This window comes from Brevundimonas sp. GW822-FHT03E11, from assembly GCF_058801445.1.
Genome location: NZ_JBXANG010000001.1, coordinates 113186 through 139214, shown reverse-complemented (window position 1 = coordinate 139214; position 26029 = coordinate 113186). Strand labels below are relative to the sequence as shown.

General features: G+C 66.1%; 27 protein-coding genes. 23 read left to right on the top strand and 4 right to left on the bottom strand.

Going from position 1 to position 26029, the window contains the following annotated elements; translation table 11 throughout:
* Positions 1-11 precede the first annotated feature (11 nt).
* Complete coding sequence (rpoC, locus tag AC1RKE_RS00730; protein WP_228184299.1) at positions 12-4208, top strand: DNA-directed RNA polymerase subunit beta'; 4197 nt, start codon at positions 12-14, stop codon at positions 4206-4208.
* Positions 4209-4277: 69 nt separating this feature from the next.
* Here rpoC and AC1RKE_RS00725 read toward each other — a convergent pair whose 3' ends face one another.
* Positions 4278-5102 (bottom strand): hypothetical protein, encoded by an 825-nt coding sequence (locus AC1RKE_RS00725; RefSeq protein WP_183217180.1) that lies wholly within the window; start codon positions 5100-5102, stop codon positions 4278-4280.
* Entirely contained in the window at positions 5099-5764 is a 666-nt protein-coding gene (locus AC1RKE_RS00720; RefSeq protein WP_348684339.1) for a hypothetical protein, read from the bottom strand. Before AC1RKE_RS00720 ends, AC1RKE_RS00725 begins: the two co-directional genes overlap by 4 nt.
* A 116-nt stretch (positions 5765-5880) precedes the next feature.
* On the opposite strand from AC1RKE_RS00720, the gene AC1RKE_RS00715 reads away from it, so the two are divergent.
* The 6 genes from AC1RKE_RS00715 to tuf all read left to right on the top strand — a co-directional run bounded on the left by AC1RKE_RS00715 (position 5881) and on the right by tuf (position 11553).
* Complete coding sequence (locus AC1RKE_RS00715; RefSeq protein WP_152950527.1) at positions 5881-6471, top strand: hypothetical protein; 591 nt, start codon at positions 5881-5883, stop codon at positions 6469-6471.
* Between the two features lie 30 nt (positions 6472-6501).
* Positions 6502-6822 carry an energy transducer TonB gene (locus AC1RKE_RS00710; RefSeq protein WP_152950526.1) on the top strand — a complete coding sequence of 107 codons (321 nt, stop codon included), beginning with the start codon at positions 6502-6504 and terminating at the stop codon, positions 6820-6822.
* A 275-nt stretch (positions 6823-7097) separates the two neighbouring features.
* Positions 7098-7472: a 30S ribosomal protein S12 gene (gene rpsL, locus AC1RKE_RS00705; protein WP_008260482.1), complete on the top strand. Its 375-nt coding sequence runs from the start codon at positions 7098-7100 to the stop codon at positions 7470-7472.
* Positions 7473-7553: 81 nt separating this feature from the next.
* Entirely contained in the window at positions 7554-8027 is a 474-nt protein-coding gene (gene rpsG / locus AC1RKE_RS00700) for a 30S ribosomal protein S7 (RefSeq protein WP_054765982.1), read from the top strand.
* A gap of 149 nt (positions 8028-8176) precedes the next feature.
* Positions 8177-10255 carry an elongation factor G gene (fusA, locus tag AC1RKE_RS00695; protein WP_054765981.1) on the top strand — a complete coding sequence of 693 codons (2079 nt, stop codon included), beginning with the start codon at positions 8177-8179 and terminating at the stop codon, positions 10253-10255.
* Between the two features lie 107 nt (positions 10256-10362).
* Entirely contained in the window at positions 10363-11553 is a 1191-nt protein-coding gene (gene tuf, locus AC1RKE_RS00690; RefSeq protein ID WP_183217189.1) for an elongation factor Tu, read from the top strand.
* 258 nt (positions 11554-11811) lie between these two features.
* On the opposite strand, the gene AC1RKE_RS00685 is transcribed toward tuf, so the two are convergent.
* The gene (locus AC1RKE_RS00685; RefSeq protein WP_224761196.1) at positions 11812-12492 is read right to left on the bottom strand and encodes a TetR/AcrR family transcriptional regulator; all 681 of its coding nucleotides are present in this window, start codon (positions 12490-12492) and stop codon (positions 11812-11814) included.
* A gap of 29 nt (positions 12493-12521) precedes the next feature.
* Between AC1RKE_RS00685 and AC1RKE_RS00680 the strand changes: the two genes are divergently transcribed.
* The 14 genes from AC1RKE_RS00680 to AC1RKE_RS00615 all read left to right on the top strand — a co-directional run bounded on the left by AC1RKE_RS00680 (position 12522) and on the right by AC1RKE_RS00615 (position 24260).
* Positions 12522-13043 carry a DinB family protein gene (locus AC1RKE_RS00680; RefSeq protein ID WP_197273304.1) on the top strand — a complete coding sequence of 174 codons (522 nt, stop codon included), beginning with the start codon at positions 12522-12524 and terminating at the stop codon, positions 13041-13043.
* A 162-nt stretch (positions 13044-13205) separates the two neighbouring features.
* Entirely contained in the window at positions 13206-14432 is a 1227-nt protein-coding gene (hemA, locus tag AC1RKE_RS00675) for a 5-aminolevulinate synthase (protein ID WP_348683681.1), read from the top strand.
* Positions 14429-14617, top strand: a complete 189-nt coding sequence (locus tag AC1RKE_RS00670; protein ID WP_054765977.1) for a DUF6898 family protein — start codon at positions 14429-14431, stop codon at positions 14615-14617. Before hemA ends, AC1RKE_RS00670 begins: the two co-directional genes overlap by 4 nt.
* 32 nt (positions 14618-14649) lie before the next feature.
* Positions 14650-15213: a GNAT family N-acetyltransferase gene (locus AC1RKE_RS00665; protein ID WP_054765976.1), complete on the top strand. Its 564-nt coding sequence runs from the start codon at positions 14650-14652 to the stop codon at positions 15211-15213.
* Between the two features lie 33 nt (positions 15214-15246).
* Positions 15247-16530, top strand: a complete 1284-nt coding sequence (gene glyA, locus AC1RKE_RS00660) for a serine hydroxymethyltransferase (protein WP_348683680.1) — start codon at positions 15247-15249, stop codon at positions 16528-16530.
* An 8-nt stretch (positions 16531-16538) separates the two neighbouring features.
* The gene (nrdR, locus tag AC1RKE_RS00655) at positions 16539-17009 is read left to right on the top strand and encodes a transcriptional regulator NrdR (protein ID WP_191558567.1); all 471 of its coding nucleotides are present in this window, start codon (positions 16539-16541) and stop codon (positions 17007-17009) included.
* Positions 17009-17629 (top strand): RibD family protein, encoded by a 621-nt coding sequence (locus tag AC1RKE_RS00650; protein ID WP_348683679.1) that lies wholly within the window; start codon positions 17009-17011, stop codon positions 17627-17629. Before nrdR ends, AC1RKE_RS00650 begins: the two co-directional genes overlap by 1 nt.
* 121 nt (positions 17630-17750) lie before the next feature.
* Positions 17751-18341, top strand: coding sequence for a riboflavin synthase (locus AC1RKE_RS00645; protein ID WP_183217193.1), 591 nt, complete (start codon positions 17751-17753; stop codon positions 18339-18341).
* The gene (gene ribB / locus AC1RKE_RS00640) at positions 18341-19489 is read left to right on the top strand and encodes a 3,4-dihydroxy-2-butanone-4-phosphate synthase (protein ID WP_224762204.1); all 1149 of its coding nucleotides are present in this window, start codon (positions 18341-18343) and stop codon (positions 19487-19489) included. Before AC1RKE_RS00645 ends, ribB begins: the two co-directional genes overlap by 1 nt.
* Complete coding sequence (gene ribH / locus AC1RKE_RS00635; protein WP_191558565.1) at positions 19486-19947, top strand: 6,7-dimethyl-8-ribityllumazine synthase; 462 nt, start codon at positions 19486-19488, stop codon at positions 19945-19947. Before ribB ends, ribH begins: the two co-directional genes overlap by 4 nt.
* Positions 19944-20468: a transcription antitermination factor NusB gene (nusB, locus tag AC1RKE_RS00630; RefSeq protein ID WP_054765970.1), complete on the top strand. Its 525-nt coding sequence runs from the start codon at positions 19944-19946 to the stop codon at positions 20466-20468. Before ribH ends, nusB begins: the two co-directional genes overlap by 4 nt.
* Positions 20468-21457 carry a thiamine-phosphate kinase gene (gene thiL, locus AC1RKE_RS00625; RefSeq protein ID WP_348683678.1) on the top strand — a complete coding sequence of 330 codons (990 nt, stop codon included), beginning with the start codon at positions 20468-20470 and terminating at the stop codon, positions 21455-21457. The genes nusB and thiL overlap by 1 nt, the downstream gene beginning before the upstream one ends.
* 46 nt (positions 21458-21503) lie before the next feature.
* Complete coding sequence (locus AC1RKE_RS00620) at positions 21504-21935, top strand: hypothetical protein (protein WP_348683677.1); 432 nt, start codon at positions 21504-21506, stop codon at positions 21933-21935.
* 177 nt (positions 21936-22112) lie between these two features.
* Complete coding sequence (locus tag AC1RKE_RS00615) at positions 22113-24260, top strand: sodium-translocating pyrophosphatase (RefSeq protein WP_054765967.1); 2148 nt, start codon at positions 22113-22115, stop codon at positions 24258-24260.
* A 61-nt stretch (positions 24261-24321) separates the two neighbouring features.
* Here the strand turns inward: AC1RKE_RS00615 and AC1RKE_RS00610 are convergent, their stop codons facing one another.
* The gene (locus AC1RKE_RS00610) at positions 24322-24801 is read right to left on the bottom strand and encodes an outer membrane protein assembly factor BamE (protein ID WP_054765966.1); all 480 of its coding nucleotides are present in this window, start codon (positions 24799-24801) and stop codon (positions 24322-24324) included.
* Between the two features lie 91 nt (positions 24802-24892).
* On the opposite strand from AC1RKE_RS00610, the gene AC1RKE_RS00605 reads away from it, so the two are divergent.
* Both AC1RKE_RS00605 and AC1RKE_RS00600 read left to right on the top strand, forming a co-directional pair.
* Positions 24893-25417 carry a ubiquinol-cytochrome C chaperone family protein gene (locus AC1RKE_RS00605; protein WP_054765965.1) on the top strand — a complete coding sequence of 175 codons (525 nt, stop codon included), beginning with the start codon at positions 24893-24895 and terminating at the stop codon, positions 25415-25417.
* A 4-nt stretch (positions 25418-25421) separates the two neighbouring features.
* Positions 25422-25940, top strand: a complete 519-nt coding sequence (locus AC1RKE_RS00600) for a YceD family protein (protein WP_082382706.1) — start codon at positions 25422-25424, stop codon at positions 25938-25940.
* Positions 25941-26029 lie beyond the last annotated feature (89 nt).

Here is a 26029-nt window from a genome sequence, read left to right as displayed (position 1 = left end):
AGGAACCCAAGATGAACCAGGAAGTCCTGAACATCTTCAACCCGGTCCCGGTCACCCCGACCTTCGACCAGATCAAGATCGCCCTGGCCTCGCCGGAGAAGATCCGGTCGTGGTCGTTCGGCGAGATCAAGAAGCCGGAAACCATCAACTACCGCACGTTCAAGCCCGAGCGTGACGGCCTGTTCTGCGCCCGCATCTTTGGCCCGACCAAGGACTACGAATGCCTGTGCGGCAAGTACAAGCGCATGAAGTACAAGGGCATCATCTGCGAGAAGTGCGGCGTCGAGGTCACCCTGGCCCGCGTTCGCCGCGAGCGGATGGGCCACATCGACCTGGCCGCGCCGGTGGCCCACATCTGGTTCCTGAAGTCGCTGCCCAGCCGCATCTCGCTGATGCTGGACATGGCGCTGAAGGACGTCGAGCGCGTCCTGTACTTCGAGAACTACATCGTCACCGAGCCGGGCCTGACCCCGCTGAAGCAGAACCAGCTGCTGACGGAAGACGAGTTCTATCGCTACCAGGAAGAATACGGCGACGACGGCTTCACCGCCGAAATCGGCGCCGAGGCCGTCCGCAACCTGCTGATGGGCATCGACCTGAACGCCGAGGCCGAGAAGCACCGCGCCGAACTGGCCGACAATCCGTCGGAAATGAAGGCCAAGAAGGCGTCCAAGCGCCTGAAGCTGATCGAAGCCTTCCTGGAATCGGGCAACAAGCCCGAGTGGATGATCCTGACCATCGTGCCGGTCATCCCGCCGGAACTGCGTCCGCTGGTGCCGCTGGACGGCGGTCGTTTCGCGACCTCCGACCTGAACGACCTGTATCGCCGGGTCATCAACCGGAACAACCGTCTGAAGCGCCTGATGGAGCTGCGGGCGCCGGACATCATCATCCGTAACGAAAAGCGGATGCTGCAGGAGTCCGTCGACGCCCTGTTCGACAACGGCCGTCGCGGCCGCGTGATCACGGGCGCCAACAAGCGGCCCCTCAAGTCGCTGGCCGACATGCTGAAGGGCAAGCAGGGCCGCTTCCGTCAGAACCTGCTGGGCAAGCGCGTCGACTATTCGGGCCGTTCGGTGATCACCGTGGGTCCGGAACTGAAGCTGCACGAGTGCGGCCTGCCCAAGAAGATGGCGCTGGAGCTGTTCAAGCCCTTCATCTACGCGCGCCTGGACGCCAAGGGCCTGTCGGGCACCGTCAAACAGTCCAAGCGCATGGTCGAGCGCGAGCAACCCGCCGTCTGGGACATCCTGGACGAGGTGATCCGCGAGCACCCGGTTCTGCTGAACCGCGCGCCGACGCTGCACCGTCTGGGCATCCAGGCGTTCGAGCCCAAGCTGATTGAGGGCAAGGCCATCCGCCTGCACCCCCTGGTCTGCACCGCCTTCAACGCCGACTTCGACGGCGACCAGATGGCCGTTCACGTCCCGCTGAGCCTTGAGGCCCAGTTGGAAGCGCGCGTCCTGATGATGTCGACCAACAACATCCTGTCGCCCGCCAACGGCAAGCCGATCATCGTGCCGTCGCAGGACATCGTCCTGGGCCTGTACTACCTGTCGCTGGTCAAGGACGGCGAGCCGGGTGAAGGCAAGCTGTTCGCCAACATCGGCGAGATCGACGCGGCGCTGGACGCCAAGGTCGTGACCCTGCACAGCCGCATCAAGGCGCGCTGGACCGAGCTGGACGCCGAGGGCAAGGAGGTGACCAAGGTCATCGACACCACGCCGGGCCGGATGAAGCTGGCCGCCCTGCTGCCGCGCAACCCGAACGTCGGCTATCGCCTGCTCGAGAAGAACCTGACCAAGAAGGAGATCGGGAACCTGATCGACGTGGTCTATCGCCACTGCGGTCAGAAGGCGACGGTCATCTTCGCCGACCAGATGATGGGCCTGGGCTTCCGCGAGGCCGCCAAGGCGGGCATCTCCTTCGGCAAGGACGACATCGTCATTCCGGCGAAGAAGGCCGAGCTGGTCGCCGAAACCCGCACCCAGGTCGAGGAGTACGAACAACAGTACGCCGACGGCCTGATCACGCGCGGCGAGAAGTACAACAAGGTCGTCGACGCCTGGGCCAAGGCCACGGACCGGATCGCCGACGCCATGATGGGCGAGATCGCGCAGCCGCGCGTGCTGATCGAGGGCGAAAACCCCGACATCAACTCGGTCTATATGATGGCCAACTCCGGCGCCCGGGGTTCGCAGGCCCAGATGAAGCAACTGGGCGGCATGCGCGGCCTGATGGCCAAGCCCTCCGGCGAGATCATCGAGACGCCGATCACCTCGAACTTCAAGGAAGGTCTGACCGTCCTTGAATACTTCAACTCGACCCACGGCGCCCGTAAGGGTCTGGCCGACACCGCGCTGAAGACCGCCAACTCGGGTTATCTGACCCGCCGTCTGGTGGACGTGGCGCAGGACTCGATCGTCACCGAACAGGACTGCGGCTCGACGCGCGGCATCACCCTGCGCGCGGTGATGGAGGGCGGCGACGTCCTGGTCTCTCTGGGCGCCCGTATCCTGGGCCGTTATGCGGCCGAGGACATCAAGGAGCCGGGTACGGACACCGTCCTGTTCCCCGCCGACACCTATCTGGTGGAAGAGGTGGTCGAGGCCATCGAAGCCGCCGGCGTCCAGTCGGTGAAGGTGCGTTCGGCCCTGACCTGCGAAGCCGAAGCCGGCATCTGCGCCCACTGCTACGGCCGTGACCTGGCGCGCGGCACCAACGTCAATATCGGCGAAGCGGTCGGCGTCATCGCCGCCCAGTCGATCGGCGAGCCCGGCACCCAGCTGACCATGCGGACCTTCCACATCGGCGGCACGGCCCAGGTGGCGGAAACCTCCTTCATGGAGGCGACCAACGCCGGTACGGCCAAGGTCACCGGCCCGACCGTCGTCGCGGCCCACGGCGACCTGGTGGCGATGAGCCGCAACGTCATCGTGACCGTGGTCGTGGACGGCAAGGACCGCGAGACGCACAAGGCCCCTTACGGCGCCCGCATCCGCGTCAAGGACGGCGATCCGGTCAAGAAGGGCCAACGCCTGGCCGAGTGGGACCCCTACACCACCCCGATCCTGACGGAAGTCGGCGGCGTGGTGCGCTTCGAGGACCTGGTCGAGGGCCTGTCGGTCAAGGAAGAGACCGACGAAGCCACCGGCATCGCCCAGCGCGTCGTCAGCGACTGGCGAGCCAGCCCGCGCGGTTCGGACCTGCGTCCGGCCATGGGCATCACCCTGGGCGACGCCTACGCCAAGCTGTCGTCGGGCTCCGACGCCCGCTATCTGCTGCCCGTCGGCGCGGTTCTGTCCGTGGCGAACGGCGACGAGGTCAAGCCGGGCGAGATCATCGCCCGCGTTCCGACCGAAGGCGCCAAGACCCGCGACATCACCGGCGGTCTGCCGCGCGTGGCCGAACTGTTCGAAGCCCGTCGTCCGAAGGACTGCGCCGTCATCGCCGAGATGGACGGTCGCGTGGAGTTCGGTCGCGACTACAAGAACAAGCGCCGCATCAAGATCACGCCGGAGCCCAACGCCGACGGCGTCCAGGGCGAACCCGTCGAGTTCCTGATCCCGAAGGGCAAGCACATCTCCGTCCACGACGGCGATCTGATCCAGAAGGGCGACTACATCATCGACGGCAACCCGGATCCGCACGATCTGCTGCGCATTCAGGGCGTCGAGGCGCTGGCTGAGTATCTGGTGAACGAAGTGCAGGAGGTCTACCGACTGCAGGGCGTGCCGATCAACGACAAGCACATCGAAGTCATCGTGCGTCAGATGCTGCAGAAGGTCGAAGTGATCGACGCCGGTGAAACCACCCTGATCCGCGGCGACACGGTCGAGGTGGCCGAGGCGGCTCTGGAGAACGCCAAGGTCGAGAAGCGCGGCGGTCGTCCGGCCATCACCCAGCCGGTTCTGCTGGGCATCACCAAGGCGTCGCTGCAGACCCGCAGCTTCATCTCGGCGGCCTCTTTCCAGGAGACTACGCGCGTCCTCACCGAGGCTTCGGTCCACGGCAAGAAGGACATGCTGGAAGGCCTGAAGGAGAACGTCATCGTCGGCCGCCTGATCCCGGCGGGCACGGGCGCCTATCTGCGCTCGCTGCAGAAGATCGCCAACGAGCGCGACGCCGAACTGACCCAGGCCCGCGAAGACGCGATCGAGCCCCTGCCGGCCGATCTGCAACTGGAGCTGGAGAGCAGCGAAGGCTGATCTCCGGGTTCGGATTTGATGAACTGAAGAGGGCGGCGCCGGCGACGGGGCCGCCCCTTCTTTTATGCGTCAGTCCTTCCAGCGCTCCCTAGGGGCCGAGGCGCCGGGGGTGACAGGGGCGCCGGCGGCGCGGTGGCCGTCGCGGCCTGTCTGTACGTTCTGGCGGGAATCCGGCGCCAGGGACGGGTCCAGGTGGGCGCCCGCACAGCCCGTGCCGAAGTTCGAGCCGACACAGTCCGCCGGACCGACGACTCCGACCCCGCCGGACAGGGGACGGCGCGTCGCCTCCCACTCCGCCAAACGGCGCGCGCCCTCGCGGGCGAAGCGGGCGTCGCGCTCGGGGTTGCCCGAGCCGGTGATGGGCGCCGCGTTCTCGGCCCTTCGGGCGAACTCATTGCGGCAATGCTGACGTTCCATCTCGTTCAGCAGATCGGGCGAGGCGCAGCCGGGCAGGCCCTGGCGCAGGGTGCGGGCCATGGCCCCGCTGCGGTTTGAAGGATCGACCCGCCAGACGTCGGCCGGCGGCGGCGCGCCCGGCGGCGTCGGGGCGGCGAGGCGGGGACGCAGGGGGGCAGGGCGGGGAACGGCCTGGGCCTCAGCAGCGGGAGCGCGAACCGAGGGGGAAGACGAGGCTGTCGGAGCCGCTGCGGGCTCGACGTCCGGCGCGGCTCTGGCGGGGGCGCGAGGGCGTTCGTCGGGCAGCAGGGGGCGAGGCTCGATGTCCAGATAGATCGGCGGCGGCTCGGCGGCGAAGTCTTCCCCGTCGATCCCCAGCGCCGTGACGGACAGGGCGGCGATCAGGGCGATGTTGATGGCGGCGGCCAACGCGGCCAGACCCGCCTTGCGCCAGTCGGGACGCTGGAACGGTGGACGAGGCTGGGCGGACACGCTCATTGGCGGCGCTTTCTGAGGTTGGGCAGGACGCCGTCGCGTGTGGAGAATAGCTCAACGCTGATGTTGACCCCTTCGCAACCGGCCACGGGATTGGGATTTTCGCAAGGCGGGTCGCCCCGCGACGGCTCAGCGCGCTTCGCCTCCCATGCCGCCAGGCGTCTGGCGCCCTGGCGCGCGAAGACCGCCTCCCGTTCGGCGTCGCCCGAGCCGGTTATGGAACGGACCTCCTGGCCCAGGCGCATCCACCGGTCCTCGCATCGACGACGTCCTTCGACGGACAGACGATGCGGCGCGTCGCAGGACGCGAAACTGTCGCTGGTACGCCCGACGCCGGTCGTGACGCGCCAGCCTTCATCGATGGACGCGCCGGCCGCGACGGAAACCCCAGCCTCCTTCGTCTGGTTGGAGGTCGTGGGCGAAACGGCGGCCGGACGTTCAACAGGAGAGGGCGCACGGCCGAGCCTGCGAGACGTCCGAACGGACCGATCCCTCGGCAAGGAGGCGCGTGGCTCGATATCGAGATACAAAACCGGTTCGGCAGCCCGTGAGCGCGGCGTCCGCTCTCGCCGGTGCTCCATCGACAGCAGGGCTATGACCAGGACGTTGACGCTGAGAGCGGCGGCGGTCGCGCCCGCCCAGCCGATCCTGCCCGTCGCCCCCATGCCCGTCCCCTGACCGTTCAACGCAAAGCTCGACCGCAAGGATGGCTGGATTCAGGCGCTGGTTTGACTTGTTCGCGTCATGGCTGTGTGATGAGGCTCCGAGGGAGGGGCGGCTGATGTCGATACTGTTGGTCCTGGTCTTGTATCTTCAGGCAAGCTCGCAGGTCGCCAGGCCGGCCCCTGTCGACGACCTGGAGACTTGTCCGGCCGTCCCCAATGAGGCCAACGCCGAGCGCGACTGGGAGGATTTTGAGTTCTCGACGGACAAGCCCGGCAGTCCGATGTGGTACGCCGATCTGGGGTGCTACCGGCGAGCGGCCGAGGCCAGTCGGGAGTATCTGACGCGTGGGCCGCTGTTGGGGGTGCGGGAATCGGCCATCTCCCACCTACACATGGCGCGCTATCTGGCCTTTGCCGGAGACGAAGCGGGCGCCGCACTGGCGCTGGGCGGAGCGCGGCGGTCGGATCAGCGCACGGCCGCCGAAATCGCCTTGGACTGGAACGCCTATGTCGAGGGGTTGTATGGGTTCCTGGTCAAGGATCGGGGACTGCTGGACGCGCGTCTTGAGACGTTGCGAACCTCACCCAACGAAGGCGACCGGTACAATGGCCGGAACCTGTCATGGCTGTCCCGCTGTTTCGAGCGGACCTATATGGAGGCGCAGACAGACGCCGCCTGTGCCGTGGAGCCCGGCCCCGCCCGGTGATAATGAAATCTGGATTCGGGGGAGGGACGGATGAAGAATACGATCGTCGTCGTCATATGCGGTCTTCTCGCCGCCTGTGCGACGTCCGAGGCGGTAGCGTCCCTGCCGGACGGAACCCCTGTCGTCGGCCGCAGCTTCACGCCCGGCTCAGAGGATGGGGCTGTGACGCTTGAATGCGTTCTCGCCGAAGGCGGAGCTTTGACGGACTGCGTGGTGATCTCCGAGGAGCCGTCCGACCAGGGCTATGGCGAGGCGGCGCTCGCCATGTCCAGAAGAGGTCTGCGGGTGCAGGCCGATCCGAGCCGGGTGGGACAGAAGGTCCGGTTCACATCCCGCTTTAGACTGCAGTAGTTGGCCTGTCCTTGACCTTTCCCCCCATGGCGCGTAGAAGCCGCCCACTTTCGAGGCGTGGCCGGTTCGCCGGTCGCTGAGATCGTGACAATCGAACGGACGGGCTGTGCCCGCCGGAACGCCCAAAGCGCGCGTTCCGGCTTTTCTGTTTGGGTCGTCACGCACTCAGTCTCGATGACACCCGGGCGGGGGAATGGTCCCTCGTTCACAAAAGAAGGCGCGGGGCGCCTCGGTCGAAAGACACACGCCCCCCATAGAAGTCGAGACCTGTCTCAATGCCTACGATCAACCAGCTGATCCGCAAGCCGCGCAAGCCCAAGCCCACCCGCAACAAGGTGCCGGCCCTGGAGGGTTCGCCCCAGCGTCGCGGCGTCTGCACCCGCGTCTACACCACGACCCCGAAGAAGCCGAACTCGGCTCTGCGTAAGGTCGCCAAGGTCCGTCTGGCCAAGAACGGCTATGAAGCCGTGTGCTACATCCCCGGCGAAGGCCACAACCTGCAGGAACACTCTGTTGTTCTGATCCGCGGCGGCCGCGTGAAGGACTTGCCCGGCGTTCGCTACCACATCCTGCGCGGCGTGCTCGACACGCAAGGCGTCAAGGACCGCAAGCAGCGCCGTTCGCACTACGGCGCCAAGCGTCCGAAGTAAGCCGTTCGCTTCCGGGCCGTCGCGCCCGGAGGCCTTTTCGAGATCTTCCCGGCGTCGGCCGGGCCCCAAGAGGAATAACCCATGTCGCGTCGTCACCGCGCCCAGAAACGTGAAGTCCTGCCGGATCCCAAGTTCGGCGACCTGGTCGTCACCAAGTTCATGAACTACGTCATGTACGAAGGTAAGAAGGCCGTCGCCGAGAACATCGTCTACGGCGCCTTCGACATCCTGGCCGAGAAGAAGAAGGACCAGACTGCAGTCGAGACCTTCCACTCCGCCCTCGACAACGTCGCCCCGGCGGTCGAAGTCCGCTCGCGTCGCGTCGGCGGCGCCACCTATCAGGTGCCGGTCGAGGTTCGTCCCGACCGTCGTCGCGCCCTGGCCATCCGCTGGCTGGTCAACGCCGCCCGCAAGCGCGGCGAGAACACCATGACCGAGAAGCTGGCCGCCGAACTGCTGGACGCCTCGAACAACCGCGGCACTGCGGTCAAGAAGCGCGAAGACACCCACAAGATGGCCGAGGCGAACCGCGCCTTCAGCCATTACCGCTGGTAAATGTCTTAAAACCGTCTCCCTTTCGAAGGTATGGGGCGGTTCCTATCTAAGACTATCCGGCGCGGGCGGTTTCAGCTAAATCGCCCGCGCCGTCATATCCGACATTTCGAAGGGCGCATTCGCGTCCGAAGCCCTCAAGGGACGCTCTAATGCCCCGCACGCATAAAATCGAAGACTACCGCAACTTCGGCATCATGGCCCACATCGACGCGGGCAAGACGACGACGACCGAGCGGATCCTGTACTACACGGGCAAGTCGCATAAGATCGGCGAAGTTCACGACGGCGCCGCCACCATGGACTGGATGGACCAGGAGCAGGAACGCGGCATCACCATTACGTCGGCCGCGACGACCGCCTTCTGGAAAGAAAAGCGCCTCAACATCATCGACACCCCCGGCCACGTGGACTTCACCATCGAGGTCGAGCGTTCCTTGCGCGTCCTCGACGGCGCCGTGACCGTTCTGGACGGCAACGCCGGCGTCGAACCGCAGACCGAGACCGTCTGGCGTCAGGCCGACAAGTACAAGGTTCCGCGCATCGTCTTCGTCAACAAGATGGACAAGATCGGCGCCGACTTCGACAAGTCGGTCGAATCGATCCGCGACCGCCTGGGCGCCAAGGCCGTGCCGATCCAGTTCCCGATCGGCGCCGAGTCGAACCTGAAGGGCCTGGTGGACCTGGTCCGCATGAAGGCCGTGGTCTGGGACAATGACGGCCTGGGCGCCTCCTACCAGGACGAGGAAATCCCCGCCGACCTGATGGACAAGGCCGTCGAGGCCCGCCAGTACCTGATCGACAACGCCGTGGAACTCGACGACGAGGCCATGGAAGCCTATCTGGGCGGCGAAGAGCCCTCGGAAGAGACGATCAAGAAGTGCATCCGTAAGGCCGTTCTGACCGGCGCCTTCTACCCGATCCTCTGCGGCTCGGCCTTCAAGAACAAGGGCGTGCAGACCCTGCTGGACGCCGTCGTCGACTATCTGCCGTCGCCGGTGGACATCCCCCCGACCAAGGGCATCGACTACAAGACCGAGGCCGAGGTCGAGCGCAAGGCGTCCGACGACGAGCCCCTGTCGGTTCTGGCGTTCAAGATCATGGACGACCCCTTCGTCGGTTCGCTGACCTTCTGCCGCTTGTATTCCGGCAAGATGGAAACCGGCATGGGCCTGTTGAACTCGACCCGCGACAAGAAGGAACGCGTCGGCCGCATGCTGCTGATGCACTCCAACAACCGCGAGGACATCAAGGAAGCCTATGCCGGCGACATCGTCGCCCTGGCCGGCCTGAAGGACACCCGCACCGGCGACACCCTGTGCGACCCGATCAAGTCGCCGGTCATCCTGGAGCGGATGGAATTCCCGGCCCCGGTGATCGAGATCGCCGTCGAGCCCAAGTCCAAGGCCGACCAGGAGAAGCTGGGCGTCGCCCTGGCCAAGCTGGCCTCGGAAGACCCCTCCTTCACCGTCTCGACCGACCACGAGTCGGGCCAGACGATCCTGAAGGGCATGGGCGAGCTGCACCTGGACATCAAGATCGACATCCTGAAGCGCACCTATAAGGTCGAGGCCAATATCGGCGCGCCGCAGGTGGCCTATCGCGAGTCCATCAGCCGCAAGGCCGAGATCGACTACACCCACAAGAAGCAGACCGGCGGTACGGGCCAGTTCGCCCGCGTCAAACTGGTGTTCGAGCCGGGCGAGCCGGGTACGGACTTCGTCTTCGAATCCGCCATCGTCGGCGGCGCGGTGCCCAAGGAATACATCCCGGGCGTCGAAAAGGGCCTGAAGTCGGCCAAGGACAACGGCCTGCTGGCCGGCTTCCCGGTGATCGACGTCAAGGCCACCCTGGTGGACGGCGCCTTCCACGACGTCGACTCCTCGGTCCTGGCCTTCGAAATCGCCGCTCGCGCCGCCTTCAAGGAACTGCGCGAGAAGGGCGGACCCAAGCTGCTGGAGCCGATCATGGCCGTCGAGGTCGTGACCCCGGAAGAGTATCTGGGTTCGGTGATCGGCGACCTGAACGGCCGTCGCGGCATGATCCAGGGTCAGGACATGCGCGGCAACGCCACCGTCGTGAACGCCTTCGTGCCGCTGGCCAACATGTTCGGCTATGTGAACACGCTGCGCGGCATGTCGCAGGGCCGCGCCCAGTTCACCATGCAGTACGACCACTATGAGCCGGTGCCGCAGCACGTCGCCGACGAAGTGATCAAGAAGTACGCCTAAGCTTTTCCTTTCGGAAAAGCGCACCTAAAAGCGCCCGGTCCCAAGACCGGGCGCCCTTAACCCCCAGACTGCAGGAACCCCCGGTTCGGGGACCTAGGAGCTAGAGAATGGCCAAGGAAAAGTTCGAACGCACGAAGCCGCACTGCAACATCGGCACGATTGGTCACGTTGACCACGGCAAGACGACGCTGACGGCGGCGATCACGATGACGCTGGCGAAGGCCGGCGGCGCCAAGGCGATGAACTACGCCGACATCGACGCCGCGCCGGAAGAGAAGGCGCGCGGCATCACGATCAACACGGCGCACGTGGAATATGAGACGGCGAACCGTCACTATGCGCACGTCGACTGCCCCGGCCACGCCGACTATGTGAAGAACATGATCACCGGCGCGGCGCAGATGGACGGCGCGATCCTGGTGGTTTCGGCCGCGGACGGTCCGATGCCGCAGACGCGCGAGCACATCCTGCTGGCCCGTCAGGTCGGCGTGCCGGCCCTGGTGGTCTTCATGAACAAGGTCGACCTGGTCGACGACGAAGAGCTGCTGGAGCTGGTCGAGATGGAAGTGCGCGAGCTCTTGAGCTCGTACCAGTTCCCGGGCGACGAGATCCCGATCACCAAGGGGTCGGCCAAGGCCGCGACCGACGGCGTGAACCCGGAGATCGGCGAGCAGCGCATCCTGGCCCTGATGGAAACCGTCGACAGCTACATCCCGCAGCCGGAACGTCCGGTGGACCTGCCGTTCCTGATGCCGGTGGAAGACGTCTTCTCGATCTCGGGCCGCGGCACCGTGGTGACCGGTCGCGTCGAGAAGGGCATCATCAAGGTCGGTGAAGAAGTCGAGATCGTCGGCATCCGTCCGGTCCAGAAGACGACCTGCACGGGCGTCGAAATGTTCCGCAAGCTGCTGGATCAGGGCCAGGCGGGCGACAACGTCGGCGTTCTGCTGCGCGGCACCAAGCGTGAAGACGTCGAGCGCGGTCAGGTTCTGTGCAAGCCGGGTTCGATCACCCCGCACACCAAGTTCGTGGCCGAGGCCTATATCCTGACCAAGGAAGAGGGCGGCCGTCACACCCCGTTCTTCACCAACTATCGTCCGCAGTTCTACTTCCGCACGACCGACGTGACCGGCATCGTGAAGCTGAAGGAAGGCGTCGAGATGATCATGCCCGGCGACAACGCCGAGCTGAACGTCGAACTGATCACCCCGATCGCCATGGACCAGGGCCTGCGCTTCGCCATCCGTGAAGGCGGCCGCACCGTCGGCGCCGGCGTCGTGGCCAAGATCGTCGAGTAAGCCTCTTGGTGCGCTAACGCGCGCGAGCGGTCGCTCGCTTCTTGAGCGCTTCGACCTCAAGCGGCGAGCCTCCGCGAGGCGAGCGTAGGCTACAAAAAGAACGGCCCCCGGAGAAATCCGGGGGCCGTTTTGCTTTGGGCGACTGTCTTACGCGCGGCGGATCCCACGCCGCCTTGAGGTCCGTGATGCGGGGCTACAGCAATGGGGTGAGGGTGACAGCCTTGAATCCAGGAAGGCGCCTCTGGACAAGGCAGCCTTTCACGGCAAATCAGTTCCAGGTGATAGATAGAGCGCGATCAAGCGGATCAACTCCTCGCGCATCCGCTCGTCGTCGAGGGCGCTGCGACTCGCCGCATTGTGGATCACGCCGTCAACGGCGTCCGAGAGGACACGCCCCGCAACCGCGTCAGCGGGACTACCCTGTCTGCTGCGGAAGTCCGCCACGATTTTCGCGTATAACGACAGGTAGGCGACTTCATAGTCGCTCGCCGGGTTGCGGCGCGCCCTCGCTGTCGGGATCTCTTGAAGTAGGACGGGATGAAGGCCAGGATGAATGGAATGGGCTTCGATCCTCGCTGCGACGATCCGGACCGCCAGTTCATGTGGCGTCAATCCTACGGCACGAACCCTTCGCATCGCTTGCATACCGTTTTCCAGATGGGTCTGACGGATGGCGTCGACCAGTGAAAACTTGTCCTCAAAATACTGGTAAAGCGAGCCGATGCTGACGCCGGCCCTCTCAGCGACGCGGTTCGTCGTGAACCCCGCCCATCCGTCATCGCTGAGAATGCGAGCACCGGCTTCGATGATGGCATCGACCGTGGCGCGCGAGCGCGCCTGACGCGGGGTTTTGCGGGTCGCCGCTTGCGGATTTTCAATGCGAATAGACAGGAACGCCGCTCCTTCTGAAAATGTGTGCGGATTGCTCGCATTCGTCACCAGCAAAGTAAGGCCTGACAATGGGAAATATGCTGCAGATGTTGGTTCGCTATTCTGCCTGGGCCAATCAGGAGCTGTTTGACAAACTGGACGCTCTTGATGCTGTGCAATGGGAGGCGGAATTGCTGATCGCGCGGCGACTCATCGGCCACCTTCACGTTGTGAGCCGGATTTTCGCAGGACATCTGCAAGGAGAGACGCACGGCTTCACCTCTACAAATTTCGAAACGGCGTTGCCGCTCGGCCAGTTGAGGGAGGCCGTTGCAGCGACCGACCAGTGGTACATCGACTATGTGGATGCTCTGTCTGCCGAAGCTCGGATCGAGCCCGTCGCCTTCACCTTCACTGACGGCGACCGCGGCTCGATGACGCGTGAGGAGATGCTGGTTCATGTCTCGCTGCACGCCGGCTATCACAGAGGCGAGATCGGCCGCCTTCTCACTCAAGCATCCGTCACGCCGCCCTGGGACACGCTTGCGGTGTATCTTCACCAGAACGAGCCCGCGCGGCGAGACAAGGGATTCAGTCAAGACGGGTCCGGCGCAGGCTGATCCTGGGCAGCATACCGAGCTGGAGACGAGCTGACGCCTTCGTTCTGAGAAGCGTTATCAATTAAGGGCTTGGGCGATTTGTCCATACGGAAGACATGGACAAGCCAGGCCGTCGGGCGCAAATAAACCGTCAGACACGCCATAAGCGAAAGAACGACTATCGTGTTCGACTATAAGGCCGCCTTTGAAAGCTCGGTGGAGCAGGTGCGCAGCGAAGGCCGGTATCGTGTCTTCGCCGATCTGAAGCGGGTGAGCGGCGCCTTTCCCCAGGCGGTGCGCCGTCGGGAAGACGGGTCCGAACAGGACGTCGTGATCTGGTGCTCCAACGACTATCTGGGCATGGGCCAGCATCCGGACGTGCTGAAGGCCATGCAGGACGAGATCGCGGCGACCGGCGCCGGGGCCGGCGGTACGCGCAACATCTCGGGCACCACTCGCTCGGCTGTGGATCTGGAGACCGAACTGGCCCACTGGCACCAGAAGGAGGCGGCCCTGCTGTTCACCTCCGGCTACGTCGGCAATGAGGCGACCCTGTCGACCCTGCAGAAGATCCTGCCGGGCCTGATCATCTTCTCCGACGCCCTGAACCACGCCTCGATGATCGCTGGCATCCGCCACGGCGGCGGCGAGCGGCATGTGTTCCGCCACAACGACCTGGCGCATCTGGAGCAGCTCCTGGCCTCAGCCCCGGCCGAGGCGCCCAAGCTGATCGCCTTCGAAAGCGTCTATTCGATGGACGGCGACATCGCCGACCTGGCCGGCACCATCGCCCTGGCCCGGAAATACGGCGCCATGACCTATCTGGACGAGGTCCACGCCGTGGGCCTGTACGGCGCGACCGGCGCCGGCGTCGCCGAGCGGGACGGGGTGCTGGACCAGATCGACATCATCGAATGCACCCTGGGCAAGGCCGTGGGCGTCATGGGCGGCTATATCGCCGCCGACGCCGTGATCGTGGATGCGGTGCGCAGCTGGGCCTCGGGCTTCATCTTCACCACCAGCCTGCCGCCGGCCCTGACGGCGGGGGCCCTGGCCTCGGTGCGCCATCTGAAGGCCCATCCCGAACTGCGCGAACGCCATCAGGAACGCGCGGCGACCCTGAAGGCCCGTTTCGCCGCCGTCGGCATTCCGGTGATGGAGTCCGAGAGCCACATCGTCCCGGTTCATGTCGGTGATCCGGTCCACTGCAAGATGATCTCGGACATGCTGCTGGAAGACTTCGGCGTCTATGTGCAGCCGATCAACTATCCGACCGTGCCCAAGGGCACCGAGCGGCTGCGCTTCACGCCCTCGCCCAACCATACGGACGCGATGATGGATCATCTGGTCCAGGCGATGGACAAGCTCTTCTCCCACTGCAACGTGGCGCGCCGGCCCGTCGCCGCATGACGACCGGCGACGACCTCGGCGAGATCATCGTCGAGTTCGTCCGCAACGGTCCCTATGTCAAATGCTCGGCCATCCACGTCGCGACCGGCCGCGAGGTCAGCGCCATGGGGCCGGCGAACGAACCCAAGGCCGTCGAGCGGGTGGCGATCGCCAAGCTGAGGCGAGCTTTGGAGGCTGGGCGATAGCGCAGCCGCTCTCTTGACCCTATAGCGGCGGCATGCGCCCGACGCCCACCCTTCATACGCCCCGCTTCCTGATGCGGCCGTTGGTCCGCGAGGACGCGGCGGCGCTGTTTCCAACCCTCTCGCGCGACGACCAGTGTCTGTATATGTCGCGACCCGCCTTCCGTAGCGAGGCCGATCTGGCCGATTGGCTGGTCGATCCGACCTGGCCGGGCCGAAGCTGGACGGCGGTGGACCGCGAAACCGGCGCGGTCGCTGGACGCTACGTCGCCTTTCCAGGACGCGACGAGGGCGTTCTGGAGGTCGGCTATGTCACCGTCGTCGACCGCCAGGGGCAGGGCGTGGCTCGGGAGTGCATGACGGCCCTGGTGTCCCATCTCTTCACCGATCCGTCGTGCCGTCGGATCTATGCGGAGATCGATGCGGACAACCGGCCGTCCGCCGGCTTGGCCGAGCGCCTGGGCTTTTCCTTGGAAGGACGGTTGCGGGAGCATGAAACCACGCACAAGGGCCTGTGCGACATGCTGGTCTACGGCCTGCTGCGGCGTGAATGGGCGGCTGGGACACAAGATATTGTGGTTCGCTCCGCTGGGGACTAGATAGGCGGCCTTCTCAGATGCGGGGATTCCGACGTGACCGCCTTTACCCATGACGCCTATTTCACCAAGACCCTGGCCGACGCCGATCCGGACGTCTTCAAGGGCATTCAAGGGGAGCTGGGCCGGCAGAAGGAGCAGATCGAGCTGATCGCGTCCGAGAACATCGTCTCCCAGGCGGTGCTGGACGCCCAAGGCTCGGTTCTGACGAACAAATACGCCGAGGGTTATCCGGGGCGCCGCTACTACGGCGGCTGCGAATATGTGGACGTGACCGAGGATCTGGCGCGCGAACGGGCGAAAAAGCTGTTCGGCGCGGCCTTCGCCAATGTGCAGCCCCACTCGGGCGCCCAGGCCAACCAGGCGGTCTTCTTTACGCTCTTGCAGCCGGGCGACACCTTTTTGGGCATGGACCTGGCCTGCGGCGGGCACCTGACCCACGGGTCGCCGGCGAACCAGTCGGGCAAGTGGTTCCGCCCGGTGACCTACAAGGTCACCGAAGACACCCATCTGATCGACTATGACCATGTGGCCGAAATGGCCGAGCGCGAGAAGCCCAAGCTGATCCTGGCCGGCGCCAGCGCCTACAGCCGTCACATCGACTTCAAGCGGTTCCGCGAGATCGCCGACAGCGTCGGCGCCTATCTGATGGTGGACATGGCCCACTATGCGGGTCTGGTCGCCGGGGGCGCCTATCCCGATCCGATCCCGCACGCCCACGTCGTGACCACGACGACGCACAAGACCCTGCGCGGGCCGCGCGGCGGCATGATCCTGTCCAACGACGTCGAACTGGGCAAGAAGATCAATTCGGCCGTCTTCCCCGGCCTGCAGGGCGGGCCGCTGGAGCATGTGATCGCGGCCAAGGCCGTGGCCTTCGGCGAGGCGCTGCAACCAGAATTCAAGATGTACGCCCAGCAGGTGGTCAAGAACGCCCAGGCCCTGGCCGGCGTCCTGGTCGAGCGCGGCCTGGCCATCGTCTCGGGCGGCACCGACAGCCATCTGATGCTGGTCGATCTGCGGCCCAAGGGCGTGACCGGCAAGGCGACCGAGCACGAGCTCGAAAAGGCGCTGATGACCTGCAACAAGAACGGCGTGCCGTTCGACACGGCCCCCTTCACCGTCACCTCGGGCGTTCGCCTGGGCACGCCCGCCGGCACGACGCGGGGCTTCGGCGAGGCCGAGTTCAAGCAGATCGGTCACTGGATCGCCGACGTCGTCTCCTCGATGAACGGCGGGGACGAGGCTGATCCGGCCGTGGTCGCGGGCGTGGCGGCCCAGGTGCGCGAACTGACGAACCGCTTCCCCATCTACGGATGATCTGACCGATGAAGTGCCCCTTCTGCGGTCATCAGGACACCCAGGTAAAGGACAGCCGGCCGTCGGACGACGGCTCGGCGATCCGACGGCGGCGGTCCTGTCCGAACTGCAACGGGCGCTTCACCACCTTCGAGCGGGTCCAGCTGCGCGAACTGGTGATCCTGAAACGCAACGGTCGGCGCACCCCGTTCGACCGGGACAAGCTGGAGCGGTCGCTGGGCGTGGCCCTGCGCAAACGCCCGGTCCAGGCCGAACAGGTCGAACAGATGGTCAATCGGATCGTCCGCCAGCTTGAAAGCCTGGGCGAGACCGAAATCGCTTCCAGCGTCGTCGGCGACTTCATCATGAAGGCGCTGAAGGGCGTGGATGAGGTGGCCTATGTCCGCTACGCCTCGGTCTATAAGGACTTTCGGCACACGGGCGACTTCGCCAAATTCCTGGGCGATGAAGGCTTTGAAGAGCCGTCCGGCAAGAGCTGATGCGCGTCACCCTGAAGCTGGCCACCTCGCTCGACGGCCGCATCGCCACGGCCTCGGGCGAAAGCCGCTGGATCACCGGCGAGGCGGCCCGGCTGGAAGGGCACAGGCTGCGGGCCGCCCATGACGCCATTCTGGTGGGGGTCGAGACCGTGCTCCACGACGACCCCGAACTGACCACCCGCCTGCCGGGCCGCAGCGTCGATCAGCCGCTGCGGGTGGTGTTGGACAGCCGGCTCAGAACCCCGGCGACGGCGAAACTGGCGGGGCCGAACAGTCTGATCCTGACCGCCGTCGCGCCCCGCCCGGTCGGAGGCGCGGAGGTGCGGCAGGTCGAGACACAGGACGGACGCCCCGCCGTGCCGGCCGTGCTCAAGGCGCTGCAGGCGGTCGGCGTCGCCTCGGTCCTGATCGAGGGCGGAGGCCAGGTGACCGCCGCCTTTCTGCGCGCGGGGGCGGTGGATCGTCTGGAATGGTTCCGGGCGCCGATCCTGTTGGGCGGGGAGGGGCGGCCGTGCGTGGCTTCCCTGGCCCTTGCAAAGCTGGCCGAGGCCCCCAACTTCCGACGCCTGGATGTCCGGCCCGTCGGGGACGACCTGTGGGAAAGCTACGCCCGCATCTGACGGCGATCGGACAGATCGGACACTTTGGACACTGTTTTTCGGTGTCCGGATCGGACTGTTTCGGACGATCTGGACACATTAGACTGTATTTTTTCGGGTCCGAAGGGGGACCGGTCGTCTCATGTTCACAGGCATCGTCACCGACATCGGCCGCGTCCGCGACGTCCGCGAGACCGAGCGCGACCGCCGCTATGAGATTGAGACCGCCTGGGACGTGGCCTCCATCGACCTGGGCGCCTCAATCAGCCATGCGGGCTGCTGCCTGACCGTGACGGAGAAGGGCCCCGACTGGTTCGCCGTCGAGGTGTCGAACGAGACCCTGTCCAAGACGACGCTGGGCGGCTGGAAGGCCGGCGACGGCGTCAATCTGGAACGGGCCGCCCGCCTGGGCGACGAGATGGGCGGCCATGTGGTGTCGGGTCATGTCGACGGCCTGGGCCGGGTCGTCTCCATCACGCCCGAAGGGGGCTCGCACCGGATCGAGGTCGAGGCCCCGGCGCCGCTGCACCGCTACATCGCCGCCAAGGGTTCGATCACGGTGGACGGGGTGTCGCTCACGGTCAACGCCGTGCAAGACCGGGTCTTTTCGTTGAATATCATTCCGCATACGTGGGAAGTGACGACCCTGGGCCGCCTGAAGGTCGGCGATCCGGTCAATCTCGAGATCGACATGCTGGCGCGCTACCTGGCGCGGTGGCAGGAGACGGCCTGATGCCGAAGGAACGCCAGATGCTGGCCGCGAACATGAACGACAGCCCGATCAGTCCCATCGAGGACATATTGGAGGACGCCCGCAACGGCCGTCCCTACATCCTGGTGGACGCCGAGGATCGCGAGAACGAGGGGGACATCATCATCCCCGCCCAGTTCGCCACCCCGGATCAGATCAACTTCATGATCAAACAGGCCCGCGGTCTGGTCTGCCTGGCCCTGACGGCCGAGCGGGCGCAGCAGCTGCGGCTGCCGCCGATGGCCGCCGACAATCGCGAGAGCATGAAGACCGCCTTCACCGTCTCGATCGAGGCCAAGGAAGGCGTGACGACGGGTATTTCGGCGGCCGACCGGTCGCGGACCATCCAGGTGGCGACCGACGCCTCGAAGGGCATGGACGACATCGTCTCGCCCGGCCACATCTTTCCCCTGGTGGCGCGTGACGGCGGGGTGCTGGTCCGCGCCGGCCATACCGAGGCTTCCGTCGACATCAGCCGCATGGCCGGCCTGACCCCGGCGGCGGTGATCTGCGAGATCATCAAGGACGACGGCGAGATGGCGCGGATGCCGGATCTGGTCGCCTTCGCCCAGCTGCACGGGCTGAAGATCGGCACCATCGCCGACCTGATCGCCTATCGCCGCCGCACCGAGCGGTTCGTCGAACGGATCATGGATACGCCGTTCGAGAGTGTTCACGGCGGGCCGTTCCGCTTGATGCTCTATAAGAATACGATCGAGGGGGCGGAACACGTCGCCCTGGTCCATGGTCGGATCGACCCGTCCAAACCGACCCTGGTGCGGATGCACCAGGTGGACTTCGCCTGCGACCTGCTGGGCCATGTCGAGGCGCGCCAGGACTATGTGCCCAAGGCCCTGAAGCAGATCACCGAGCATGACGGTCCGGGCGTCGTCGTCTTCCTGCGCGACCCGGCCCTGAACTCGCTGGCGGAACGTCTGGCGGGGGTGGACAAGCCGGCCGCGGTGGATCGGTCGCTGCGGGCCTATGGCGTGGGGGCGCAGATCCTGCTGGACCTGGGCGTCAAGGATATGATCGTGATGAGTTCGACGAGACCTGAACCGACGGCGCTGGAAGGCTATGGCCTGCGCATCGTCGGCTGGCGCGACATGGATGGAGAAGACAAGGCGTGACCGACGCACCCCGTATTCTGATCGTCGAGGCGCGCTTCTACGACGAACTAGCCGACGCTCTGCTGGAGGGCGCCAAGGAGACGCTGAAGGCGTACGGCGCCGCGTTCGACGTCGTCACCGTGCCGGGCGCCCTGGAGATCCCGGCGGTCATCGCCATGGCCGAGGAGGCCGGTCGCTTCCCGACCGCGCCGCGTTATGACGGCTATGTGGCCCTGGGCTGCGTGATCCGCGGCGAGACCTATCATTTCGAGATCGTCTCGGACCAGTCGGCGGCCGGGCTGATGGCGCTGGGCGTCAAGGGGCTGATCGTCGGCAACGGCATTCTGACGACCGAGGACGAGCATCAGGCCTGGGCCCGGGCGCGGCTTTCCGAAGGGGATAAGGGCGGCGGAGCGGCCAAAGCCTGTCTGGACCTCATTGCATTGAAGAAGCGGTTGCGGCTAGGCCTCGGCGCATGACTGAACCGAACAGCGTCAAGGCCGTCCTCGAACAACTGGCCGAAGCCGAGAAACAGCGGGCCGAGCCCCATCTGAGCTCCAAACAGCGCCGGGCGCGCACCGTGTCGCGCCTCGCCGCCGTCCAGGCCCTGTACCAGATGGAGCTGGCGGGCGAGGGGGTGGAGACGGTGATCACCGAATTCTCCAACTTCCGCTTTGACGCCGACATCGAGGGCGAGGCCCTGGCCGAGGCGGATGAAGCCTATTTCGCCGACATCGTGCGCGGTGTGATCGAAAGCCAGCGCGAGATCGACGCGGCGATCAAGGCCCGGCTGGCGTCCAACTGGCGGTTGGAGCGGATCGACGCCACCCTGCGCGCCCTGCTGCGCTCGGGCGCCTGGGAACTGATCAAACATCCGGAGACGCCGCGCGAAGTGGTGATCGACGAATATGTCGAACTGGCCAAGGCCTTCTTCGACGACTCCGAGGCCCGGTTCGTCAACGCTGCTCTGGACGGCGTCGCCAGAGACGTCCGCCGCTGATGCCCGCGCTCGACGTCGCGGGCGAGTTCGAGACGATCGAGACGCTGCTGCGGCCCCTGGCCCATCCGGAGTGGGGCAGGGGGCTGGTCGATGATGTGGCGGTCCTGCCGTCCCGGCCCGGCTATGATCTGGTCCTGACCAAGGACGCCATCGTCGAAGGCGTCCATTTCCTGCCCGACGACCCCCTGGATACGGTGGCCAGAAAGCTGCTGCGTGTGAACCTGTCGGACTTGGCGGCCAAGGGGGCTGAAGCCTTCGGCTATCTGCTGGCCTGCGCCTGGTCCGAACGTTGCGGCTGGCCGGAGCGCGAGGCCTTCGCCGCGGGCCTGGCCCAGGATCAGGCGCGCTTCGGCGTCTTTCTGATGGGCGGGGACACGGTCAGGACACCGGGTCCGGCCGCCTTCTCCCTGACCGCCCTGGGCTGGGTGCCGGCCGGGGGGGCGGTGTCGCGCGCCGGAGCCGAGGCGGGGGATCTGGTCTTCGTGACCGGCACGATCGGCGACGGCCTCCTGGGGCTTCAGGCGGCGCGGGGCCAGTTGACGCTCGATCCCGAGCGGCTGGCCTTTCTGATCGACCATTACCGCCAGCCGACGCCTCAACAGGATTTCGCCGAGGTGATCGCCGCCCACGCCACTGCGGCGGCCGACGTCTCCGACGGGCTGGTCGCCGATCTGACGCATATCGCCGGCGCCAGCGGCGTCGCCATAGACCTTACCCTGGACAGCCTGCCCCTGTCGGCGGCCGCAAGGGCCTGGTTCGAAGCCCGCGTCGACCCTCAGGCGGCGCTGGAGGATCTGGCGACCGGGGGCGACGACTACCAGATCGTCTTCACCGCCCCCGCCCGGCTGGTGGAGACGCTGCGCCGAGAGGCGGACCGGCGGCGGGTTCGCCTGACCCTGCTGGGTGAGGTGCGGGCCGGCGCCGGGGTCACGGTCTCCTACGCCGGCCGGCCCCTGACGCCGGGGCGCGCCGGCTGGACCCATGGCTAGGCCTTTCGCAAGGGAATCCTAACCCAAGACCGCTAAGGCTGGCCGCATGGATCGCAGAAGCTTCATCGCCGCCGGAACCGTCGCCCTCGCCGGGAGCGCCGCCGGCTCCGCCGCCGCCTCCTCCGAGAAGGCGGCCGAAGGCCCTGCGACACTCGGCATAGCCGGGGTGGGTCTGCCCGTCATCGCTGACGGTCGGCTGCGGAACTATGTCTTCGTCTCGCTCCGCCTGATGCTCGGCGCGGGCAAGACCGCCGATCAGATGCGGCTGAAGGAGGCCTTCTTCCGCGACGCCCTGGTGAAGGCCGCGCACCGGACCCCCTTCACCGTTCCCGGCGACTGGACGCGCCTGGACGAGCGTCGCATGTCGGCCGCCCTGGTCGCTGCCGCCAACACCATCTCCGGACGGGGCTCGGTGACCGGCGTCGAGATCATCGCCCAGAGCCCACGCCGTCGCTCCGGCATGCCGACCGCTCACTAGCGGTCAACGATCACGGTTGCGTCAACTTGACGCCCGTGACACGCTCCCTCTGCAAAATCCCAAGGGGCGCAATGACGCGCTCGCCGCGTGCGGGGGGACCGGAAGGCGGACAGAGGCTCTAAGGCCCGCCCGCCGCGCCAGGCCTGCGCGCCTGTTTGCAAGGGCATGGAAACGCCAATGACGACCTATCTCACGCTGGTCTTCGCGGCCGGTGTTCTGGCGGTGCTTTACGGCGCCGTTCAGACCGCCGCCCTGATGAAGGCGAGCACCGGCAACGACAAGATGCGAGAGATCGCCGCCGCCATTCAGGAAGGCGCCTCGGCCTATCTGAAGCGGCAATATCTGACCATCGGCCTGGTGGGGATTGTGATCCTGATCGCCGCCTATCTGCTGATCGGCCCCTATGCGGCCGTGGGCTTTCTGATCGGGGCGGTCCTGTCGGGCGCGGCCGGTTACGCCGGGATGCTGATCTCGGTGCGGGCCAATGTTCGCACGGCCCAGGCGGCCTCCGAAAGCCTGTCCAAGGGGCTGAACCTGGCCTTCCGGTCGGGCGCGATCACCGGCATGTTCGTGGCGGGCGGCGCCCTGATCGGGGTGTCGGGCTATTATATCGTCCTGACCCACCACCTCGGTTTGAACCCGGTCGGCCGCGAGGTGATCGACGGCCTGGTGGCCCTGGGCTTCGGCGCCTCGCTGATCTCGATCTTCGCACGACTGGGCGGCGGCATCTTCACCAAGGGCGCCGACGTGGGCGGCGACATGGTGGGCAAGGTCGAGGCCGGCATCCCTGAGGACGATCCCCGCAACGCCGCCACCATCGCCGACAACGTCGGCGACAATGTCGGCGACTGCGCCGGCATGGCGGCGGACCTGTTCGAAACCTATGCGGTGACGACCGTGGCGACCATGGTGCTGGCGGCCATCTTCTTCCGCGGCCAGCCCTATGTGGACATGCTGATGGTGCTGCCGCTGGCGATCTGCGCGGTCTGTATCGTGACCTCGATCATCGGCAGCTTCTTCGTGCGGCTGGGCAAGAGCCAGAACATCATGGGCGCCCTGTATCAGGGGCTGATCGTGACCGGCGTCCTGTCCATCGGCGCGGTCTGGTGGGTCATTGACCAGATGGTGAGCGGGCCGGTGACGACGACTGGCGGTCTGGTCATCCAGCCAATGGCCCTGTTCTGGTCCGGAATGGTCGGGCTGGCGGTGACCGCAGCGATCGTGGTGGTCACGGAATACTACACCGGCTCGGGCTTCCGGCCGGTGCGGTCGGTGGCCAACGCCTCGGTGTCGGGTCATGGGACCAACGTCATCCAAGGGCTGGCGGTGTCGCTGGAGGCCACGGCGCTGCCGGCCCTGACCATCATCGTCGGCATTGTGGCCAGCTTCCAGTTGGCGGGCCTGTTCGGCATCGCCATCGCCACCACCACCATGCTGGGCGTGGCGGGGATGATCGTGGCCCTGGACGCCTTTGGGCCGGTGACGGACAACGCCGGGGGGATCGCCGAAATGGCGGGCCTGCCCAGCGAGGTGCGGCATTCGACCGATGCGCTGGATGCCGTGGGCAACACGACCAAGGCCGTGACCAAGGGCTACGCCATCGGCTCGGCGGGCCTGGGGGCGCTGGTGCTGTTCGCGGCCTATACGTCGGACCTGCAATATTTCTCGGCCAATCCGTCCGACTATCCCTTCTTCGCCGACATGGGGACGGTCGCTTTCGACCTGACCAACCCCTATGTGGTCGTGGGCCTGCTGTTCGGGGGGCTGTTGCCCTTCCTGTTCGGCGGCATGTCGATGATGGCGGTCGGGCGCGCCGCCGAGTCTGTCGTGGCCGAGGTGCGGCGCCAGTTCCGCGAGAACCCCGGCATCATGACCTATCAGGTCAAGCCCGAGTACGGACGGGCGGTCGACATCCTGACCAAGGCGGCGATTCGCGAGATGATCGCGCCGTCGCTGCTGCCGGTCCTGTCGCCCATCGTCCTGTTCGTCGCCGTCATGGCCATCTCGGACAAGGCCAACGCCTTTGCGGCCTTGGGCGCCATGCTGATGGGCGTGATCGTCACCGGCCTGTTCGTGGCCGTGTCGATGACTTCGGGCGGCGGCGCTTGGGACAACGCCAAGAAGGTGATCGAGGAGGGCTTCACCGACAAGAACGGCGTGGTGCACGGCAAGGGATCGGAGGCCCACAAGGCGGCCGTCACGGGCGACACCGTGGGCGACCCCTATAAGGACACCTCGGGGCCGGCGGTGAATCCGATGATCAAGATCACCAATATCGTGGCCCTGCTGCTGCTGGCGGTGCTGGCCAGCGGGACGGTCGGCTGACGTGAAAACGCCCCGGAGAGCGATTCTCCGGGGCGTTTTTCCTTGGGCGATGCGCCGGGGATCAGTCCGGGCGGCGTTGACCGGGAGTGTCGTCCTCGGTGCGCGGCAGCTGGCCGCGGCCGACGTTGCCCAGCAGCTGCTCCAGAACCGTCAGGGCGCGGCCGCGCGTCGGGGTTTCGCGGCTGTTCATCGCGATCTGTTCGCCGTCCGCCAGCCCCAGGGTGCGCACGGCGGCGACCTTGTCGCCGTTCGGCTCGAAGGTGATTTCGGTCACCGTGCGGCTGGAAACGACCGGCAGATTGTAGGTGTATTTCTCAGTGGTCTGGCTGATGTAGTACCAGACCTTGTCCGGTTCGAAGGTCGAGGTGGTCGAGGGCGAGCCCAGCCGCGCCAGCACCGTCTCCTTGGTGTCGGTTCCGGCGACCACGTCCTGGGGCTTGGCGTCGATCACCTGAAAGCCGTTGGAGCCGACCATCGGCGCGCAGGCGGCGGACAGGCCGCCCAGGGAAACGGCGACGAAAAGCGGGACGAAACGAGACATGATCGGGCGCCTGCGAGAGAACAAGATCTTTGACCTAGACGGACCTGCGTCCTAGTTCAACGGCGCGGCGGAAAAGGGGCCGTTTAAAGCCATGCTGAAAAACCTGTTCAAACCCCGCGAAGGCGTCCGCATTGGCGACGCCCTGTACGCCCTGGCGGTGGAGCAGGCGCGCCGGCCGGGACTTTATACGCGACTGGGCGTGGCTGACCGGATCGACGCGCGGTTCGAACTTTATACGCTGCACGTGCTGCTGCTGGTGCTGCGGCTGCGCGATGAGAACACGCCGAGCGGTCGAGACGCGGCCCAGGCTCTGTTCGACGTCTATGTCTCGGCGCTGGACCATGCGTTGCGGGAAGAAGGCGTCGGCGACATTTCGGTGGGCAAGAAGATGCGCAAGCTGGGCGAGGCCCTGTACGGCCGGATGAACGCCTATGAGCCGCCGCTGCGCGACGGCGATGCGGCGGCTCTGACCGAAGCTCTGGCGCGCAATGTCTATGGCGAGACGCGGGCGGAACAGGCGGCTGATTTGGCGCGCTACGCCCTGGCCGCGCGAGCCGCCCTGGCGGCGCAGGAATTCAATGATGTGCTGGTGAAGCCGGCCTGGACGGATGTTTGAGACCATGAGCGCAAGCCTCCCCTACAGCGAGACGGTGCGGGTCAATCAGATCGGCGCGGGGCTGAGCCGACGCCTGGAGCCCGACGCGGAGGCGCGTCAGCGAATTGCGCGCGCCCTGGATCTGCAGGGCCTGGACGCCTTCGCCGTAGAGATCGAGGTCAAGCCGACCCCGTCGAGCAGCGAGTGGACGATGAAGGGGCGCGTCACGGCCCATGCGATCCAGACCTGCGGCCTGACCTTGGAACCCCTGCCGGTCGAGGTGGACCGCCGCTTCTCGATTCAGTTGGCCGAGGCCGAGCCGCAGCAGACCGACGAGATCGAAGTCACCCTGGAGGAGGAGGACGCCGACCTGATCGAGGACGGCAAGATCGACCTGGGGCAGTATGCAGTCGAGCAGTTGGTCCTGTCTCTGGACCCCTTCCCACGCAAGCCGGGAGCGCAGTTCGTGCAACCGGAAGAGCCCGCCGAAATCTCTCCGTTTGCGGCTTTGAAGGCCCTGAAGCCCCAGGACGACCAAGGCTGAGGTTGACGCAGGGTCCGTGCGGTTGCATCCCCCGGCGTCGGCGCTATCGTCCAGCGCCCTATATCAAGTGTCGTGCGACAAGACGACGC

Coding starts and splice junctions, on each gene's coding strand:
- AC1RKE_RS00710 (WP_152950526.1), top strand. CDS start 6,502: ATGAAGAATACGATCGTCGTCGTCATATGCGGTCTTCTCGCCGCCTGT.
- nusB (WP_054765970.1), top strand. CDS start 19,944: ATGACTGAACCGAACAGCGTCAAGGCCGTCCTCGAACAACTGGCCGAA.
- AC1RKE_RS00670 (WP_054765977.1), top strand. CDS start 14,429: ATGACGACCGGCGACGACCTCGGCGAGATCATCGTCGAGTTCGTCCGC.
- rpsG (WP_054765982.1), top strand. CDS start 7,554: ATGTCGCGTCGTCACCGCGCCCAGAAACGTGAAGTCCTGCCGGATCCC.
- thiL (WP_348683678.1), top strand. CDS start 20,468: ATGCCCGCGCTCGACGTCGCGGGCGAGTTCGAGACGATCGAGACGCTG.
- tuf (WP_183217189.1), top strand. CDS start 10,363: ATGGCCAAGGAAAAGTTCGAACGCACGAAGCCGCACTGCAACATCGGC.
- AC1RKE_RS00615 (WP_054765967.1), top strand. CDS start 22,113: ATGACGACCTATCTCACGCTGGTCTTCGCGGCCGGTGTTCTGGCGGTG.
- AC1RKE_RS00620 (WP_348683677.1), top strand. CDS start 21,504: ATGGATCGCAGAAGCTTCATCGCCGCCGGAACCGTCGCCCTCGCCGGG.
- AC1RKE_RS00605 (WP_054765965.1), top strand. CDS start 24,893: ATGCTGAAAAACCTGTTCAAACCCCGCGAAGGCGTCCGCATTGGCGAC.
- AC1RKE_RS00645 (WP_183217193.1), top strand. CDS start 17,751: ATGTTCACAGGCATCGTCACCGACATCGGCCGCGTCCGCGACGTCCGC.
- AC1RKE_RS00720 (WP_348684339.1), bottom strand. CDS start 5,764: ATGGGGGCGACGGGCAGGATCGGCTGGGCGGGCGCGACCGCCGCCGCT.
- AC1RKE_RS00715 (WP_152950527.1), top strand. CDS start 5,881: ATGTCGATACTGTTGGTCCTGGTCTTGTATCTTCAGGCAAGCTCGCAG.
- AC1RKE_RS00665 (WP_054765976.1), top strand. CDS start 14,650: ATGCGCCCGACGCCCACCCTTCATACGCCCCGCTTCCTGATGCGGCCG.
- AC1RKE_RS00650 (WP_348683679.1), top strand. CDS start 17,009: ATGCGCGTCACCCTGAAGCTGGCCACCTCGCTCGACGGCCGCATCGCC.
- nrdR (WP_191558567.1), top strand. CDS start 16,539: ATGAAGTGCCCCTTCTGCGGTCATCAGGACACCCAGGTAAAGGACAGC.
- AC1RKE_RS00680 (WP_197273304.1), top strand. CDS start 12,522: ATGCTGCAGATGTTGGTTCGCTATTCTGCCTGGGCCAATCAGGAGCTG.
- fusA (WP_054765981.1), top strand. CDS start 8,177: ATGCCCCGCACGCATAAAATCGAAGACTACCGCAACTTCGGCATCATG.
- AC1RKE_RS00600 (WP_082382706.1), top strand. CDS start 25,422: ATGAGCGCAAGCCTCCCCTACAGCGAGACGGTGCGGGTCAATCAGATC.
- AC1RKE_RS00725 (WP_183217180.1), bottom strand. CDS start 5,102: ATGAGCGTGTCCGCCCAGCCTCGTCCACCGTTCCAGCGTCCCGACTGG.
- ribB (WP_224762204.1), top strand. CDS start 18,341: ATGCCGAAGGAACGCCAGATGCTGGCCGCGAACATGAACGACAGCCCG.
- rpoC (WP_228184299.1), top strand. CDS start 12: ATGAACCAGGAAGTCCTGAACATCTTCAACCCGGTCCCGGTCACCCCG.
- AC1RKE_RS00610 (WP_054765966.1), bottom strand. CDS start 24,801: ATGTCTCGTTTCGTCCCGCTTTTCGTCGCCGTTTCCCTGGGCGGCCTG.
- rpsL (WP_008260482.1), top strand. CDS start 7,098: ATGCCTACGATCAACCAGCTGATCCGCAAGCCGCGCAAGCCCAAGCCC.